General features: G+C 68.5%; 10 protein-coding genes. 3 read left to right on the top strand and 7 right to left on the bottom strand.

The annotated features are described in order from the left end of the window. Positions 1–152: 152 nt before the first annotated feature. Both gltB and GIY23_RS20535 read left to right on the top strand, forming a co-directional pair. On the top strand, positions 153–4688 hold the full coding sequence (gene gltB / locus GIY23_RS20540; RefSeq protein ID WP_228717415.1) for a glutamate synthase large subunit: 4536 nt from the start codon (positions 153–155) through the stop codon (positions 4686–4688). Continuing rightward, positions 4681–6132, top strand: a complete 1452-nt coding sequence (locus GIY23_RS20535) for a glutamate synthase subunit beta (protein ID WP_154078158.1) — start codon at positions 4681–4683, stop codon at positions 6130–6132. Before gltB ends, GIY23_RS20535 begins: the two co-directional genes overlap by 8 nt. A gap of 153 nt (positions 6133–6285) precedes the next feature. On the opposite strand, the gene GIY23_RS20530 is transcribed toward GIY23_RS20535, so the two are convergent. After that, entirely contained in the window at positions 6286–8064 is a 1779-nt protein-coding gene (locus tag GIY23_RS20530) for an L-lactate permease (RefSeq protein ID WP_154078157.1), read from the bottom strand. An 820-nt stretch (positions 8065–8884) separates the two neighbouring features. Between GIY23_RS20530 and GIY23_RS20525 the strand changes: the two genes are divergently transcribed. Beyond that, positions 8885–9661 carry an IS5 family transposase gene (locus tag GIY23_RS20525; protein WP_154075434.1) on the top strand — a complete coding sequence of 259 codons (777 nt, stop codon included), beginning with the start codon at positions 8885–8887 and terminating at the stop codon, positions 9659–9661. Between the two features lie 435 nt (positions 9662–10096). Here the strand turns inward: GIY23_RS20525 and GIY23_RS20520 are convergent, their stop codons facing one another. The 6 genes from GIY23_RS20520 to GIY23_RS20495 all read right to left on the bottom strand — a co-directional run bounded on the left by GIY23_RS20520 (position 10097) and on the right by GIY23_RS20495 (position 15559). Beyond that, complete coding sequence (locus GIY23_RS20520) at positions 10097–12178, bottom strand: xanthine dehydrogenase family protein molybdopterin-binding subunit (protein WP_154078156.1); 2082 nt, start codon at positions 12176–12178, stop codon at positions 10097–10099. Continuing rightward, complete coding sequence (locus tag GIY23_RS20515) at positions 12178–13167, bottom strand: FAD binding domain-containing protein (protein WP_154078155.1); 990 nt, start codon at positions 13165–13167, stop codon at positions 12178–12180. Before GIY23_RS20515 ends, GIY23_RS20520 begins: the two co-directional genes overlap by 1 nt. After that, positions 13164–13664: a 2Fe-2S iron-sulfur cluster-binding protein gene (locus GIY23_RS20510; RefSeq protein WP_154078154.1), complete on the bottom strand. Its 501-nt coding sequence runs from the start codon at positions 13662–13664 to the stop codon at positions 13164–13166. The genes GIY23_RS20515 and GIY23_RS20510 overlap by 4 nt, the downstream gene beginning before the upstream one ends. A 67-nt stretch (positions 13665–13731) precedes the next feature. After that, positions 13732–14529, bottom strand: a complete 798-nt coding sequence (locus GIY23_RS20505) for an IS5 family transposase (protein ID WP_154075648.1) — start codon at positions 14527–14529, stop codon at positions 13732–13734. A 215-nt stretch (positions 14530–14744) separates the two neighbouring features. After that, on the bottom strand, positions 14745–15137 hold the full coding sequence (locus GIY23_RS20500) for a DUF2267 domain-containing protein (RefSeq protein WP_154078153.1): 393 nt from the start codon (positions 15135–15137) through the stop codon (positions 14745–14747). A gap of 26 nt (positions 15138–15163) precedes the next feature. Continuing rightward, complete coding sequence (locus GIY23_RS20495; protein ID WP_154078152.1) at positions 15164–15559, bottom strand: STAS domain-containing protein; 396 nt, start codon at positions 15557–15559, stop codon at positions 15164–15166. Between the last annotated feature and the right edge of the window lie 198 nt (positions 15560–15757).

Below are 15757 nucleotides of genomic sequence, written 5' to 3'. Positions count from 1 at the left end.
AGGTTTCGGAGCCTCGAACGGTCCTGTCGCTGGAGATCCGGCCAACGAGGGCGTCGGGAGCCGGAAGGCTCTGGCGGGTTCGCGCCGAGAGAGCGCACCTCGCCGAGTTCGCGGAACGGCGACGGGGAGGACCGATGCCTCAATACCAGCATGTGAGAAGTCAGACGCGGCCCGGAGCCGAGGGGCTGTACGACCCCGCCTATGACCACGACGAGTGCGGGGTTGCGTTCGTCGCGGACCTGGCAGGCGAGCCGAGTCACCGCACGGTCGCCAATGCCCTCGTGGCGCTGCGGAATCTGGAACACCGCGGTGCCCAGGGCGCGGACCCCGACACCGGCGACGGCGTCGGTGTGCTGACCCAGATCCCGGACGCGTTCCTGCGTGCGGTCGTGCCCTTCGAGCTGCCTGACGCCGGCTCGTACGCGGTAGGCAACGTATTCCTGCCGGTCGAAGACGGGGCGCTGTCCAAGGCGGTGGCCACGATCGAGCGGGTCGCCGAGGAGGAGGGCCTGCGGGTGCTCGGGTGGCGTGAGCTGCCGACCGAGCCCGAGTACGCGGGTCGCGCCGCCCGAGAGGTGATGCCGCGGTTCCGTCAGCTGTTCCTCGCCGAAGCCGGCGAGCCGGTGCCGGACGTGATGCGCCTGGAACGGCGCGCGTTCTGCGTCCGCAAGCGTTCCGGCCACGAGGCGCAGGTGTACTTCGCGAGCCTGTCCGCGCGGACGTTGGTCTACAAAGGAATGCTGACCGGGCCGCAGCTCGACGCGTTCTACCCGGACCTGACCGACGAGCGCTTCGCCAGCGCCATCGCACTCGTGCACTCCCGGTTCTCCACCAACACGTTCCCGTCGTGGCCGCTGGCGCACCCGTATCGCTACATCGCGCACAACGGCGAGATCAACACGATGCGCGGGAACCGCAACTGGATGCACACCCGCGAGAGCATGCTCGACACCGACCTGATCCCGGGCGATCTCCGACGGCTGTACCCGATCGCGACGCCGGACGCCAGCGACTCGGCCACGTTCGACGAGGTGCTGGAATTGTTGCACCTGGGCGGGCGCTCGCTGCCGCACTCGGTGCTGATGATGATCCCCGAGGCGTGGGAGAACCACGCTGAGATGGATCCCGACCGGCGGGCGTTCTACGCGTTCCACAACAACCTCATGGAGCCGTGGGACGGCCCGGCGCTGGTCACCTTCACCGACGGTGCGCGCATCGGGGCGGTGCTGGACCGCAACGGCCTGCGGCCGGGCCGGTACTGGGTCACCGAGGACGGCCTGGTGGTGCTCGCCAGCGAGGTCGGCGTGCTCGACATCGACCAGGACCGCATCGCGCGCAAGGGGCGGCTGCAGCCCGGCAGGATGTTCCTCGTCGACACCGAGGCGGGCCGGATCGTCGACGACGAGGAGATCAAGGGCGAGCTCGCCACCCAGCATCCCTACCAGCAGTGGCTGGACGACGGCATGGTCCACCTCGAGGACCTGCCCGTGCGGGAGCGGGAGACGCCCTCGCACGACTCGCTGGTCCGGCGCCAGCAGATGTTCGGCTACACCGAGGAAGAGCTGGGGCTGTTGCTCAAGCCGATGGCCCAGGGGGGCGCGGAACCCGTGGGCTCGATGGGTAACGACGCCCCGCTCGCGGCGTTCTCGCAACGCCCGCGGCAGCTGTTCGACTACTTCACGCAGCTGTTCGCCCAGGTGACGAACCCGCCGCTGGACTCGATCCGCGAGGAGCTGGTCACCTCGCTGACCACGCACGTCGGTCCGGAGCACAACCTGCTCGCGACCGATCCCGCAGCCTGTCACCAGCTCGTGCTGCCGTTTCCGGTGTTGGACAACGACGAGCTCGCCAAGCTGGTGCACATCGATGACGACGGCGACCGGCCCGACCTGCGGTCGGTGACGATCGGGATGACGTACCCGGTCGACGGCGGAGGAACGGCGTTGCGGGCGCGCCTGGACGAGATCTCCGCGGAGGTCTCGGCCGCGGTCGCCGACGGGGCGCGGATCATCGTGCTCTCCGACCGGGGCGCGGACCCCGGCCACGCGCCGATCCCGTCGCTGCTGATGACCGGTGCCGTGCACCACCACCTCGTGCGGGAAAAGACCCGAACCCAGGTGGGCCTCGTCGTCGAGGCCGGCGATGTGCGCGAGGTGCACCACGTGGCACTGCTCGTCGGATACGGCGCGGCCGCGGTGAACCCGTACCTCGCGATGGCCAGCGTGGAAGACCTCGCCGAGCGCGGTCACCTCGCGGGCACGAGCGCCAAGAAGGCGACCGGCAACCTCATCAAGGCATTGGGCAAGGGGCTGCGTAAGACCATGTCCAAGATGGGAGTGTCCACAGTGGCCTCCTATACCGGCGCCCAGATCTTCGAGGCGGTCGGCGTCGGCGAGGAGATCGTCGACCGCTGCTTCACCGGGACCACGACCCGCGTCGGGGGCATCGACTTCGACACGCTCGCGCGGGAGGTCCAACAGCGGCACCGCAAGACCTTCCCGGCCGACGGGGTCACCGCCAACCACCGTGCGCTCGACGTCGGCGGCGACTACCAGTGGCGACGCGAGGGCGATCCGCACCTGTTCAACCCGCAGACGGTGTTCAAGCTGCAGCACTCCACCCGCAGTGGGCAGTACGAGGTGTTCAAGGAGTACACCGACAGCGTCAACGACCAGGCAGAGGACCTGATGACGCTGCGCGGCCTGCTGGGTCTGCGCGAGGGCGTGCGCGAGCCGGTGCCGATCGAGGAGGTCGAACCCGTCTCGGAGATCGTCAAGCGGTTCGCCACCGGCGGCATCTCCTACGGTTCGATCTCGCAGGAGATGCACGAGGTGCTGGCCGTGGCGATGAACCGCCTCGGCGGTAAGTCCAACACCGGCGAGGGCGGTGAGGACGCCGACCGGTTCACCGTGGACACCAACGGCGACTCGCGCCGCTCGGCGATCAAGCAGGTCGCCAGCGGCCGGTTCGGGGTCACCAGCGAGTACCTGGTCAACGCCGAGGACCTGCAGATCAAGATCGCGCAGGGAGCGAAGCCGGGCGAGGGCGGACAGCTGCCGGGTCACAAGGTGTATCCGTGGATCGCCGACACCCGGCACTCCACACCGGGCGTGGGACTGATCTCCCCGCCGCCGCACCACGACATCTACTCCATCGAGGACATCGCGCAGCTCATCTACGACCTGAAGAACGCCAACCCCCGGGCTCGGGTGCACGTCAAGCTCGTCTCCGAGGTCGGCGTGGGCACGGTCGCGGCGGGCGTGAGCAAGGCGCACGCCGACGTGGTCCTGATCTCCGGTCACGACGGCGGAACCGGCGCCTCGCCGCTGTCCTCGATCAAGCACGCCGGAGCCCCGTGGGAACTGGGGTTGGCCGAGACGCAGCAGACGCTGTTGGCGAACGGCCTGCGCGACCGGATCGTCGTGCAGACCGACGGGCAGCTCAAGACCGGCCGCGACGTGGTGATCGCGGCGCTGCTCGGGGCCGAGGAGTTCGGCTTCGCCACCGCCCCGCTCGTGGTGTCCGGCTGCGTGATGATGCGCGTGTGCCATCTCGACACCTGCCCGGTCGGTGTCGCGACACAGAACCCGCAGTTGCGGGCGAAATTCGACGGCCGCGCCGAGTACATCGTGCGGTTCTTCGAGTTCCTCGCTCAGGAGGTGCGTGAGTACCTGGCCGCGCTGGGGTTCCGGTCGATCGCCGAGGCCGTCGGCCACGCCGAGCTGCTCGACGTCGACGCGGCCGCCCGGCACTGGAAGACCGAGGGCCTGGACCTGTCGAAGGTGCTGCACGTGCCGGACATGGCCGACGACGAGCCACGGCACTGCACCACCGAGCAGGACCATGGGCTGGAGAAGGCACTGGACAACACGCTGATCCAGCTCTGCGAGGGCGCGCTCGGCGAGGGCCGTCCGGTTCGGCTGGAGATGCCGGTGCGCAACGTCAACCGCACCGTCGGCACGATGCTCGGATCCGAGCTGACCCGATGCTGGGGCGGGCAGGGCCTGCCCGACGACACGATCGACGTGACGTTCACCGGCTCGGCCGGCCAGTCCTTCGGCGCGTTCGTGCCGCGGGGGATCACGCTGCGGCTGGAAGGCGACGCCAACGACTATGTCGGCAAAGGTCTCTCCGGCGGTCGGCTCGTCGTGCGTCCGGACGAGGCCGCGTCGTTCGCGGCCGAGGACAACGTGATCGCCGGAAACGTGCTGCTCTACGGAGCGACCGGCGGTGAGCTTTTCGTGCGTGGGGCCGTGGGCGAGCGGTTCTGCGTGCGGAACTCGGGTGCCGTGGCCGTCGTCGAGGGAATCGGCGACCACGGCTGCGAGTACATGACCGGCGGCCGCGCCGTGATCCTCGGCGAGGTGGGGCGCAACTTCGCGGCAGGCATGTCCGGCGGCATCGCCTACGTGCTGGATCTCGCCCCGCAGCGGGTCAACGCGGAGATGGTCGACGTCGATCCGCTCGACGAGTCCGACCGGCAGTTCCTGCATGACCGCGTGCGCAGGCATTTCGAGCAGACCGGGTCGCGCGTCGCGCACGATCTGCTCGCCGACTGGGACACCGCGGTCGAGCGCTTCGCCAAGGTCATGCCGACCGACTTCAAGCGGGTGCTGGCCGCGAAGGACTCGGCGCAGCGCGACGGCCGCGACGTCAACGAAGCGATCATGGAGGCGGCTCATGGCTGACCCGAAGGGCTTTCTCGTCACACCGCGCGAGACGCCGCAGCGACGGCCGGTGGATGTCCGCATCAAGGACTGGCGCGAGGTCTACCAGGAGTTCGAGCAGGACAAGCTGGAGAAGCAGGCGGGGCGCTGCATGGACTGCGGGATCCCGTTCTGCCACCAGGGCTGCCCGCTGGGCAACCTCATCCCGGAGTGGAACGACCTCGTGTGGCGCCAGGACTGGCGCGACGCGATCGAACGGCTGCACGCGACGAACAACTTTCCGGAGTTCACCGGGACGTTGTGCCCCGCGCCGTGTGAGGCGGCCTGCGTCGTGGGCATCAACTCCGACCCGGTGACGATCAAGCAGGTCGAGCTGGAGATCATCGACCACGCTTGGCAGCAGGGTTGGGTTCAGCCGGAACCGCCGAAGGCCAAGACCGGCAAGGCCGTCGCCGTGGTCGGCTCCGGTCCGGCCGGGCTGGCCGCTGCGCAGCAGCTCACCCGCGTCGGCCACGACGTGGTGGTGTTCGAACGGGCAGACCGCGTCGGCGGCCTCCTGCGCTACGGCATTCCCGAGTTCAAGATGCAGAAGTTCCGTCTGGACCGTCGTCTGGAGCAGATGCGCGCCGAGGGGACCGAGTTCCGTGTCGGCGTCGACGTCGGTGTGGACGTCACGGTCGACAAGCTGCGTTCGGACTACGACGCGGTGGTGCTCGCAGGCGGTTCGACCGAGGCGCGGGAGTTGCCGTTGCCGGGGCGTGAAGTGCACGGCGTCCACCAGTCGATGGAGTACCTGCCGCTGTCCAACCGGGTGCAGGAGGGCGATCTCGACACGGCACCGATCACCGCCGAGGGCAAGAACGTGGTGGTCATCGGCGGCGGTGACACCGGTGCCGACTGCGTGGGCACCGCACACCGCCAGGGCGCGCGATCGGTGACGCAGCTGGAGATCATGCCGACCCCGCCCCACGAGCGGGCGGAGGGCCAGCCCTGGCCGACCTATCCGATGCTCTACCGCGTGACCTCGGCGCACGAGGAAGGCGGCGAGCGGCTGTTCTCGGTCAGCACCCGGGAGTTCGTCGGTGACGAGCAGGACGGGCTGCGCGCGCTGCGGCTGGTCGAGGTTCGGCGACAGGACGGCGAGCTCGTCCCGGTGGCGGGGACCGAGCAGGAACTGCCCTGCGAACTCGCGCTCCTGGCCATGGGCTTCGTCGGCCCGGAACGCGAGGGTCTGATCGAGCGGCTCGGCGTCGATCTCGACGAGCGTGGCAACGTGGCCAGGGACAAGAGTTTCATGTCTAGTGTGGATGGAGTGTTCAGCGCCGGTGACATGGGACGAGGGCAGTCGCTCATCGTCTGGGCCATCTCGGAGGGTCGCGCGGCGGCCGCCGGTGTCGACCGCTACCTCACCGGCCGGGACGTCCTGCCGACACCGATCGGCCCGAACGACCGCCCCCTGACCTGACTGCCGTACCCGGAGTCCCCTGCCCAGGAGCCGGAGTCCCCTGCCCAGGAGCCGGAGTCCCCTGCCCAGGAGCCGGAGTCCCCTGGGCAGGGCTGGGCGCGTGCGTGAGCCTTTTTGGTTGTCATAGGCACCAAAAAGGCTCACGCGTTCTGGTCAGGACTGCGTCGTTCGCCTGCGGTTCGCCGATCGCTGCAGCGCGACGACGATGCCTGCCAAGGTCATCAGCAGCAGCACCAGCAGCACGGTCCCGGTGTTGAACCCGATGCCGTAGATCAGCACGAACGCCAGGCCACCGGCGAGCAGGCAGTAGTAGGTCATCGGGATGATCGTCATCCGGATGACGTCGCCCTCCCGCCCGAGCAGGCCGACCGTCGCCGACGCCGCGACGACGTTGTGCACGGTGATCATGTTGCCTGCGGCGCCGCCGACCGCCTGGGCGGCGACCACGGTCTCCGGGGAGACGCCGATGTTCTCCGCCGTCGCGAACTGGAACAGCGAGAACGTCAGATTCGAGACGGTGTTGCTGCCGGCCACGAACGCGCCGAGCGCGCCGATCCACGGCGCCAGGACGGGCCAGGCCGGCCCGACGATCGTCGCGGCGCCCTCGGCGAGGGTCAGCGGCATGCTGGCCAATCCGCTCGCGTTGTACTCGGGACCGGAGTTGATCAGGATCCGGACGAGCGGCAGTGCGAAGAGCAGGGCTACGGCTGCCCCGGCGAGCTGACCGGCCGAGACCCGCCACGCGGTGGCGATCTGCCGTCCGCTCATCCGGTGCAGGCCGTAGGTGATCAGACACACCAGCAGGAATGCCGCGCCCGGTGAGTAGAGCACGTCCACTTCGTCGCCGATTCCGGTGCCGAAGATGTCCGAAAGCCCGAGCGTGACCGCCTGCAGCGCGTCCTTGAGCGGTTCGATCGTGCGGCTCACCACCAGCACCAGCGCGACGATGACGTATGGCGCCCAGGCCAGCCAGATGTTCATCCGGTCGCCGGTGGCAGAGGTGTCCGGCTGAATGTTGCCCGTCCACCGGTCCAGCCAGTTCTCCCGGGGCGGGAAGTCCCAGACCTGCTTCGGCATCAAGAAGCCTCGGCTGGAGGTGAACATGACCAGGGCGAGTCCGATCAGCCCGCCGAGCAGAGCCGGGAACTCCGGGCCGAGCAGCGCGGCGACGGCGAGGTAGGGCACGGTCATCGCGAACGCCGCGTAGAGCGCGAACGGCGCCACCGCCAGCCCGTCCGCGAAGCTGCGGTTCGCGCCGAAGAACCGGGTCAGCAGACACACCATGAACAGGGGGACCAGGGTCCCTGCCACCGCGTGCAGCGCGGCGACCTCGAACCCGATCGTCGCGAGATAGCCGTCCGGGTTCAGCCCCAGCAGCGCGGTCCGCGCCTCGACCTGACCGGATCCGGTCAGCCCGTCGCCGATGCCGGTGAGCACCGGGGTTCCGGCGGCGCCGAAGCTGACCGGCGTGGACTGGATGACCATGCCCACCAGCACCGCGCCGAGTGCCGGGAAGCCCAGCGCGAGCAGCAGCGGGGCGACCACCGCGGCCGGCGTGCCGAATCCCGAGGCGCCCTCGATGAACGAGCCGAACAGCCAGCCGATGATGATCGCCTGCACCCGCCGGTCCGGGCTGATGCTGGTGAATCCGGCTCGGATGGCGGCCAGCGCGCCGCTCTGCGTCAAGGTCTGTAGCAGCAGCAGGGCACCGAAGATGATGTAGAGCAGGCCGACCGCGAGGATCAGGCCTTCGATCGACGCGGCCACGATCGTAGTCGTGTCCATCCCCCACACCAGCGCACCGATGAGAGCCGCGGCGACGAAGCCGAGCGGCATCGCGTACTTGGCCGGCCAGCGCAGGCCGACCAGCAGGATCGCGACGACGATGATCGGGGTGAGAGCCAGCAGGCTGAGTACGCCCAGGTTGTCCACGGTGACATCCCTCCGAGCGGTTCGGTCACATGCGGCCCGAACGTCCGAATCGGACAGAGCTTGGAGCGTGTCACCCGCCCGGGTGTGCCCGCAAGTGCGAAACGGCATCGGAATCCGGCGACGGGCAGCCGGTTGGTCGAGCTACCTTCGACCTTCGAAGCAGCCGAGCCCGGTCCCGGCGCGAGGTGGAGGCAGGGTCAGGGAAGTGGCACCGCACCTCAGAAGCGGCCCTCGTTGGGGCTACTAGTTCCTGAGCGCCATTGTGCATCCGCTTGAACCTCGACAGGTCCAGCGCTGTGCAGGTCCTCCGTAGCCTCTCCGAATGGTGGGGGTGCCGGTTGGCTCACGTCGCCTGCGGCTTCGAGGAAGGGAAAGGTCGTTGTCACCTACCGATGAGGAATTCCTGCGGTTCGCCCGATGGGCGCTTCCGCTTCGCAGCAACGCCACCCGAGGTGTTGTTGCGGAGTGGCTGGTCGCCACTGCGACGGGCGCAGACGTTGAGGAACCTCGTAATGAATGGGACGAGTTCGATGTCAGGACGCCAAACGACATTAAGGTGGAAGTGAAATCCACTGCGTATCTGCAAGCCTGGGAGGTTGCGTCAGAGCCTGTTCCTGAACTGATCTTGGGCTGATGGGGCGCTGCGGGGAAGGAGAGGGACTCCTGGTAGATCGAGTGGTGTCTAATCAGTCGCTCTACCGAGGAGTCCCGGGTGCCATCGTGCCTGAGCCTGTCGATACCTGGCGTGCGGGGTCGTGAGTGTTGCCTGTTGGCTACCACGCACCGTCCTTCGTGTAGGTCGCAGCGCTACCCGTCGGATATGACCGATGCTCAGTGGGCTGTGATCGAGCCGTTACTGCCGACGCCGGGGTGGCTGGCCGGTCGGGGTGGCCGCCGGGCCAAGCACTGCCGCCGCGAGATCGTCGACGCGATTCTGTACGTGGTCGACAACGGGATCAAATGGCGCGCCCTGCCAGCGGATTTCCCGCCGTGGTCCACTGTGTACAACCACTTCGCCGACTGGGAACGGCAGGAAGCCACCCAGGACCTGCTTGACGCTCTGCGAGACCGAGCACGGCTGACCGAAGGTCGTCACGCCGCTCCGAGCGCGGGCATCATCGACTCGGCCTCGGTCAAAGCCGCCGAGACCGTCGGTGCCGGTACCCGCGGGTTCGACGCGGGAAAGAAGATCAACGGCCGTAAACGCCACATCGCTGTGGATACCGCTGGCCTGCTGATCTGCGTGCTGGTCACCGGCGCCGGCGTCCAAGACCGCGTCGCCGCCCGGCACCTCCTCACACGGCTGCGTTACCTCTGCCCGAGCGTGCGGCACCTGTGGGCCGACTCCGGCTACACCGGCACCCTGATCGACTGGGCCAGAACCCTGTTCGGGATCAGCATCGACATCGTCGCCAAACTCGCAGGCCAAGTCGGCTTCGTCGTCCTACACCGCAGATGGGTCGTCGAACGCAGCCTCGCCTGGATCAACCAGCACCGCCGCTGCGTACGCGACTACGAACGCCTACCCCAACACCACGAAGCCATCGTCCGCTGGGCCATGATCCACACCACCAGCAAACGCCTCACCCAAGATTAGGAACAGGCTCTCAGGGAAGGCGTCTGTGCCGACATATACCGGATTGAAGGGCCAGCGGCTGTCTGCGGACGGCAGGGCGTATCGGGGTAGTCGGCGCGAATTCCGAGCTGATGTGTACGTGTTCGCCCTGAACACCGCTCGTGAACCAGCGTCGTACGACGTTTTCGACATAGCTCAGTGGGAGTTCCGGGTAATGCCTCGTTCGGTTTTGGTCGAACTGGACCAGCGAAGTATCCGTCTCTCGCGGCTGATCTCGATGGGTTGCGTGCCCGTGCCGTACGACAAGCTCGGTGTTGCTGTCGGCGTCTCCGGTGGTGATCAGGCCCCGACCGTTGAGCTACCGTGACCTGCCCTCCGGGCGTACACAAGACCGATGGCGGGCGTCGGTTCCCGCATGGAGACAGCGCTCCGTGAGCACGCGACGGTGCTTCCCGGTCAGGTCAGGAAGGTGTCGGGCGTGAGGGGCAGGTCTCGGGCTCGAATCCCGGTGGCGTGATAGGCCGCGTTGGCGATCGCGGCGGCGGTGCCGACGATGCCGATTTCGCCGATCCCCTTGGAACCCATGGGGTTCACGTACGGGTCGTCTTCGTCGAGCCAGGTGATGTCGATGTCGCCGATGTCGGCGTTCGAGGCGATGTGGTACCCGGCGAAGTCGTGGTTGACGACGTGGCCGAAGCGGGGGTCCAGGACGCTGTCCTCGTGCAGCGCCATGGACAGGCCCATGGTCATCCCGCCGAGGAACTGCGAACGCGCGGTGCGCGGGTTGATGATCCGTCCGGCGGCGAAGATGCCGAGCATGCGCGGAACCCGGACTTCACCCGTGTCGGCGTGGACGTGGACTTCGGCGAACTGCGCGCCGAAGGCGTGCATGGCGAAGCGCCCGGTGTCCGGGTTGTCCTGCTGACTGCCGGTGGCGCGTGCGTTCGCCTGCGGGGAGTCACCGTGCTCGGCCCGGAGCCGGTGTGCGGCGTCGACGATCGCCGACCCCCAGCACGTGATGCCCGTCGAGCCGCCTTCCACGGACGCTTCGGGGAGATCCGTGCCGCCGATACGCAGGTCGATCCGCTCGACCGGGACCTCCAGTGCGTCGGCTGAGATCTGCGTCAGCGCGGTCCAGGTACCGGTGCCGATGTCGGTCGCACCGATCTCGACGAGGTGGTTCCCGGCGTCGTCGACCGTGATCGTCGCGGTCGACCCGGCCATGCGGAACACGGGATAGATCGACGAGGCGACGCCGGTGCCGACGAGCCAGTCGCGGTGCCGGCGTGTCCCAGGCTCGGGGTCGTGCGGGTTCCAGCCGAACCGCTCCGCACCCTGCTGCAGGCAGGCGGCGAGGTTGCGGCTGGAGAACGGCAGGCCCGTCTCGGGGTCGGTGTCGGGCTCGTTGCGCAGCCGCAGTTCGATCGGGTCGACGCCGACCTCCGTGGCGAGCTCGTCCATGGCCACTTCGGCGGCGAACATGCCGGGGCATTCGCCGGGCGCCCGCATCCAGGACGGCACCGGAACGTCGAGCGGGGCCAGGCGGTGGCTCGTGCTGCGGTTCGGGGTCGCGTACATGTTGCGGCTGCACACGGCGGTCTGCTCGGCGAACTCCTTGATCCGAGAGGTGTGCTCGACGACGTCGTGCGCCAGCGCCGTGAGCCGCCCGTCGCCGTCGGAGGCCAGCCGCATCCGCTGGAGGGTGGGGGTGCGATGTCCGGCGAGGGGGAACATCTGCTGGCGTGTGAGCGCGAACTTGACCGGCCTGCCGGGCACGTGCCGCGCGGCGAGGGCGGCCAACACCACGTTGGCGTGCGGCATGCCCTTGGCGCCGAATCCGCCCCCGACGTGTCGAGCGACGACGTGCACGCTCTCCGGCGCCAGCCCGAGTGCGGGCGCCAGTGTGGAACGCACTGTGTGGGCGCCCTGTGTGGAGTCGTGCAGGGTCAGCTGTTCGCCGTCCCAGAGCGCGATGCTGCTGTGCGGCTCCATCGGGTTGTTGTGTTCCATCGGAGTGGTGTAGCGCTGGTCGATCGTGTGCTCGGCCGCGGCCATCGCCGTCTCGACGTCCCCGTCGCGGGTGTCGGTGTCGAAGGCCGGATTGACCACGTCGGGCTTGTAGAGGTCGTCGCGTTCGGTGCTCAGGCGAGCGTCGTGGAGCTGCTGGTCGACGGTGACGCGGACGAGGTCGGCGGCGTGCCGAGCGATCTCCGGGTGATCGGCGATCACCGCCCCGACGAGCTGGCCGCGGAAGGAGATCTCGTCGGACTGCAGGACCGCCAGTTCCCGATCCTCGGTGTACAGCGGGGGAGCGTTGAGATGCGTCAGCACCGCATGCACGCCGTCGAGTGCCTCGGCCGCCGCCGTGTCGATCGAGGTGATGCGGCCTCGTGCGACGGCAGCCTGCACCGGATGCAGATGGACGGTGTCCTCGGTGGGGTACTCGCAGGCGTACGGGGCAGTGCCGGTGACCTTGGCGCGCCCGTCGAGACGTTCGTGGTCGGTGCCCATCGCGCGGGGCGTCACCGCTCGGGTCATCAGCTCTCCTCGCTGGTCAACTCACGCAGCACGGTCGCGAGCGTGTTCCGTGCCAACGGCAGCTTGTAGGCGTTGTCGCGCAGTGGCTGTGCGACGGCGAGTTCGGCGTCCGCGGCGGAGCGGAAGTCCGCGTCCGTGGCCTGTTGTCCTTCGATCGCCTGTTCGGCGGTCGTGGCACGCCAGGGCTTGTGGGTCAGGCCGCCGAAGGCGATCCGCGCGCTCCGTACGGTGCCGTTGTCGACGACGACCTCGGCGGCGACCGAGACCAACGCGAACGCGTACGAGGCACGGTCGCGCACCTTGCGGTAGGTCGAGCGTGCGCCGTGTGGGGGTGCGGGAACGTCCACGGCGGTGATGAGTTCGCCGTGTCCGAGGACGGTGTCGTGTTCGGGGTGATCACCGGGCAGTCGGTGCAACTCCGCGACGGGGATGCTTCGTTCGCCCTCCGGTCCCCGCGTGTGCACGACCGCGTCCAGCGCGGTCATGGCCACAGCCATGTCCGAGGGATGGGTCGCCACACACTCCGAGGACGCCCCGAGCACCGCGTGATAGCGCGTGTATCCGTCGAGAGCTGAACATCCCGAGCCGGGCTCCCGTTTGTTGCACGGGGTCGTCACGTCTTGGAAGTAAGGGCACCGGGTGCGTTGCAGCAGGTTGCCGCCGGTCGTGGCGAGGTTGCGTAGCTGCCCGGACGCTCCGGCGAGCAGGGCGCGCGACAGGGCCGGGTGGCGCTGACGAATCACCGGCTCGTTCGCCAAGTCGCTGTTGCGCACCGCCGCGCCGATGCGCACACCTCCCTCATCGAGGGATTCGACGGTGTCCGGAGCCAGTCCGGTGACGTCGACCAGCAGCTCGGGCTCGGCGACACCGAGTTTCATGTGGTCGACGAGGTTCGTGCCGCCGCCGAGGAAGGCTGCGCGCGGTGAGTCGGCGACAGTGGTGACCGCTTCGTCGCTGGTGCGGGCGCGTCGATAGTCGAACGGGATCACTCGGACGCCTCCCGGATCGCACTGACGATGTTGGCGTACGCGCCGCAGCGGCAGAGGTTGCCGCTCATCCGCTCGCGGATCTCCTCGTCGTCGAGCGCGGGGTCCGCCGTGAGGTCCTCGGTGACGTAGCTCGGCGATCCGGCCTTGGCCTCCTCCAGCATTCCCACCGCAGCGCAGACCTGGCCAGGCGTGCAGTACCCGCACTGAAAACCGTCGTGGTCGAGGAATGCCCGCTGCACCGGGTGCAGGTTCTGGTCGGCGAGACCTTCCGCGGTAACGATCTCCGAGCCTTCGTGCGCGACGGCGAAGCTCAAGCAGGTCGTGGCCCGGCGACCGTCGAGCAGCACCGTGCACGCGCCACACTGCCCGTGGTCGCACCCCTTCTTGACCGAGGTGACACCGAGCCGCTCGCGGAGCGCGTCGAGCACGGTGGTGCGCGTGTCCAACGACAGTGTCCGGGTCACCCCGTCGACGGTGACCGTGACCGACTGGTCCATACGAAGTCCCTTCGCCGTGGCCGTCGCTCCCGGGATACCCTCCCTCAGAGCCTGTCTTTGATCTTGGTTAGGGGGTGGGGGCCCGCGTTTGTGGGCGGGTCAGTCGTCGGCTCATCATAGTGATCATGGCCCAGTTGATGAAGGCCTCGGAGTGTTCGGGGAGGCGTTCGTAGTCGCGGGTGTTGCGGCGGGCTTGGCTGATCCAGGCGAAGGTTCGTTCGACGACCCATCGGCGGTGCAGGGGCACGAACCCGGTTTGTTCGGCGAGTTTTTTCACGATCTCGACGGTGATGCCCAGGGTTGTTTTCGCCCAGGTCAGCAGGGTTCCGGTGTAGCCGCCGTCGGCCCAGATGTGGCGCACCCTGTGGTGGGCGCGGTGCAGCAGTGACAGCAGAGGGCGCCCGGCGGGCCGGTCTTGCAAGTTGGCGGCGGTGACCATGACGACCAGCAGCAGTCCCATGGTGTCCACGGCGATGTGGCGTTTGCGGCCGTTGACCTTCTTGCCGGCGTCGTAGCCGCGGGTGGAGTCACCGACTGTTTCGGCGGCGCGCACCGATTGCGCGTCGATGGCGGCTGCGGTGGGCCGCGGGCGCCGGCCGGCCTGCTGGCGGACCTGTTCACGCAGCGCATCACGCATTATTTCCACCGTGCCGTTCTCGCGCCAGCGAGCGAAAAAGCCGTACACGGTCTTGCAGGGCGGAAAGTCCACGGGAAGCGCGCGCCATTTCACTCCGTTGTCGGTGACGTAGCGGATCGCGTCGACGATGTCGCGGCGGTGGTGCTTCTCCGGACGCCCCCCGGCCGGGCTGGCACACGCCGCCGTGGGCAGCAGTGGTTCGATCACTGCCCACTCGGCGTCCGTCATGTCCGACGGGTAGCGGCGAATGCGGGCCGATGCGCTGGACGAAGGCGTCGTGGGGTACAAACTGAGTCGGGCCTCTGCTGTTAGTGATCATGACTGGCATCACGATCACTAGCAGAGGCCCTTCACATGCCCACCACCGGGATCCAAGACAGCCTCTCAGGGCGAGTGAAACGAGCGGAAGGTGCCGGGTTCGCCGTCGCAGCGGTGTCGCTGGATCAGCTCGTCGGGAACTCGAACAGAGCCGCATACCCGGTCGGCAGCTGCGAACGGAGATCCTCGATCTCGCCTGCGGACACGAAACCGGCGATGGTGCCCAACACCGCCCGCGCGTGTGCCAGCGCCTGTTCGGTGTCGCAGCCACGCCCTTCGCGGTCGGCCACGCGGCGCAGGAAATCGTCGAGATCGTCTCCGATCTCGGCCTCTCCGGTGGGTCGCAGCAGCGGTTGCTGCACCTCCGCCGGCAGCTGACTGGCCAGATCGTGCGGTTCGTTTCCGGCCAGTCGCTGGCCCAACGCGGCGAGGATCTGCTTGCTCGCGGCATCCGCGTGGGCGCGGTCCGTGGGTCCGCCATGGTCACCGACACGCGCGAGGAACTCGTCGTAGTCCATCGCGACCCCTCCTTTTCGTCGTGGCGTCAGGCCGGAACCTCCACCGCCGCAGCGGCGGGGCTCGTGCGCTCGATCCATGCGGTCAGGCCGCCTGCGGCCAGGGCACGCTCCACACACGGCGGCCCGTGGCTGACCTGCAGCGTGATCCCCTGAGTCGTGGCGCGGTGTGCCGCAGTCGCGAGGGTCTGCAGGGCTGCCACGCCCAGGAAATCCACCCCGGAAAGGTCGACGACCACGGTGGCCAGGGTGCTCTGCATGCGGGTGCCGAGCAGTTCGGCCAACCGCGGGGCCACCAGCTCGTCACACTCGCCGTGTACCGAGACGACGGCGGTGGCCTCGTCCGGATAGTGCCGGACGCAGAGCTGACATCCCGCGGCACGGCGGGCAATCGCGTGCTCGGTCGGGTCCAGAGTCACAGTCATGGCCCGAAGCCTCCCCTCTCACGGGGTCGGCCTCGATGCTGTGCCTGCGGCTTCGGGAGGTCAGCGGACGAGGAAACAGCGCGCGATCCCGAAGGCGCATCGATCGAGAACCGACCCGGATGTGGCGGTCTCGTATCCTGGCTACCTGCTGAACCACGGCGCACCTCCACCGTAACGCGCGGCACAACCGCACGTTGC

This window comes from Allosaccharopolyspora coralli (assembly GCF_009664835.1).
GTDB lineage: Bacteria > Actinomycetota > Actinomycetes > Mycobacteriales > Pseudonocardiaceae > Allosaccharopolyspora > Allosaccharopolyspora coralli.
Note: the sequence above shows the minus strand (reverse complement) of the source record. Positions and strands in the feature narration are given on the sequence as shown.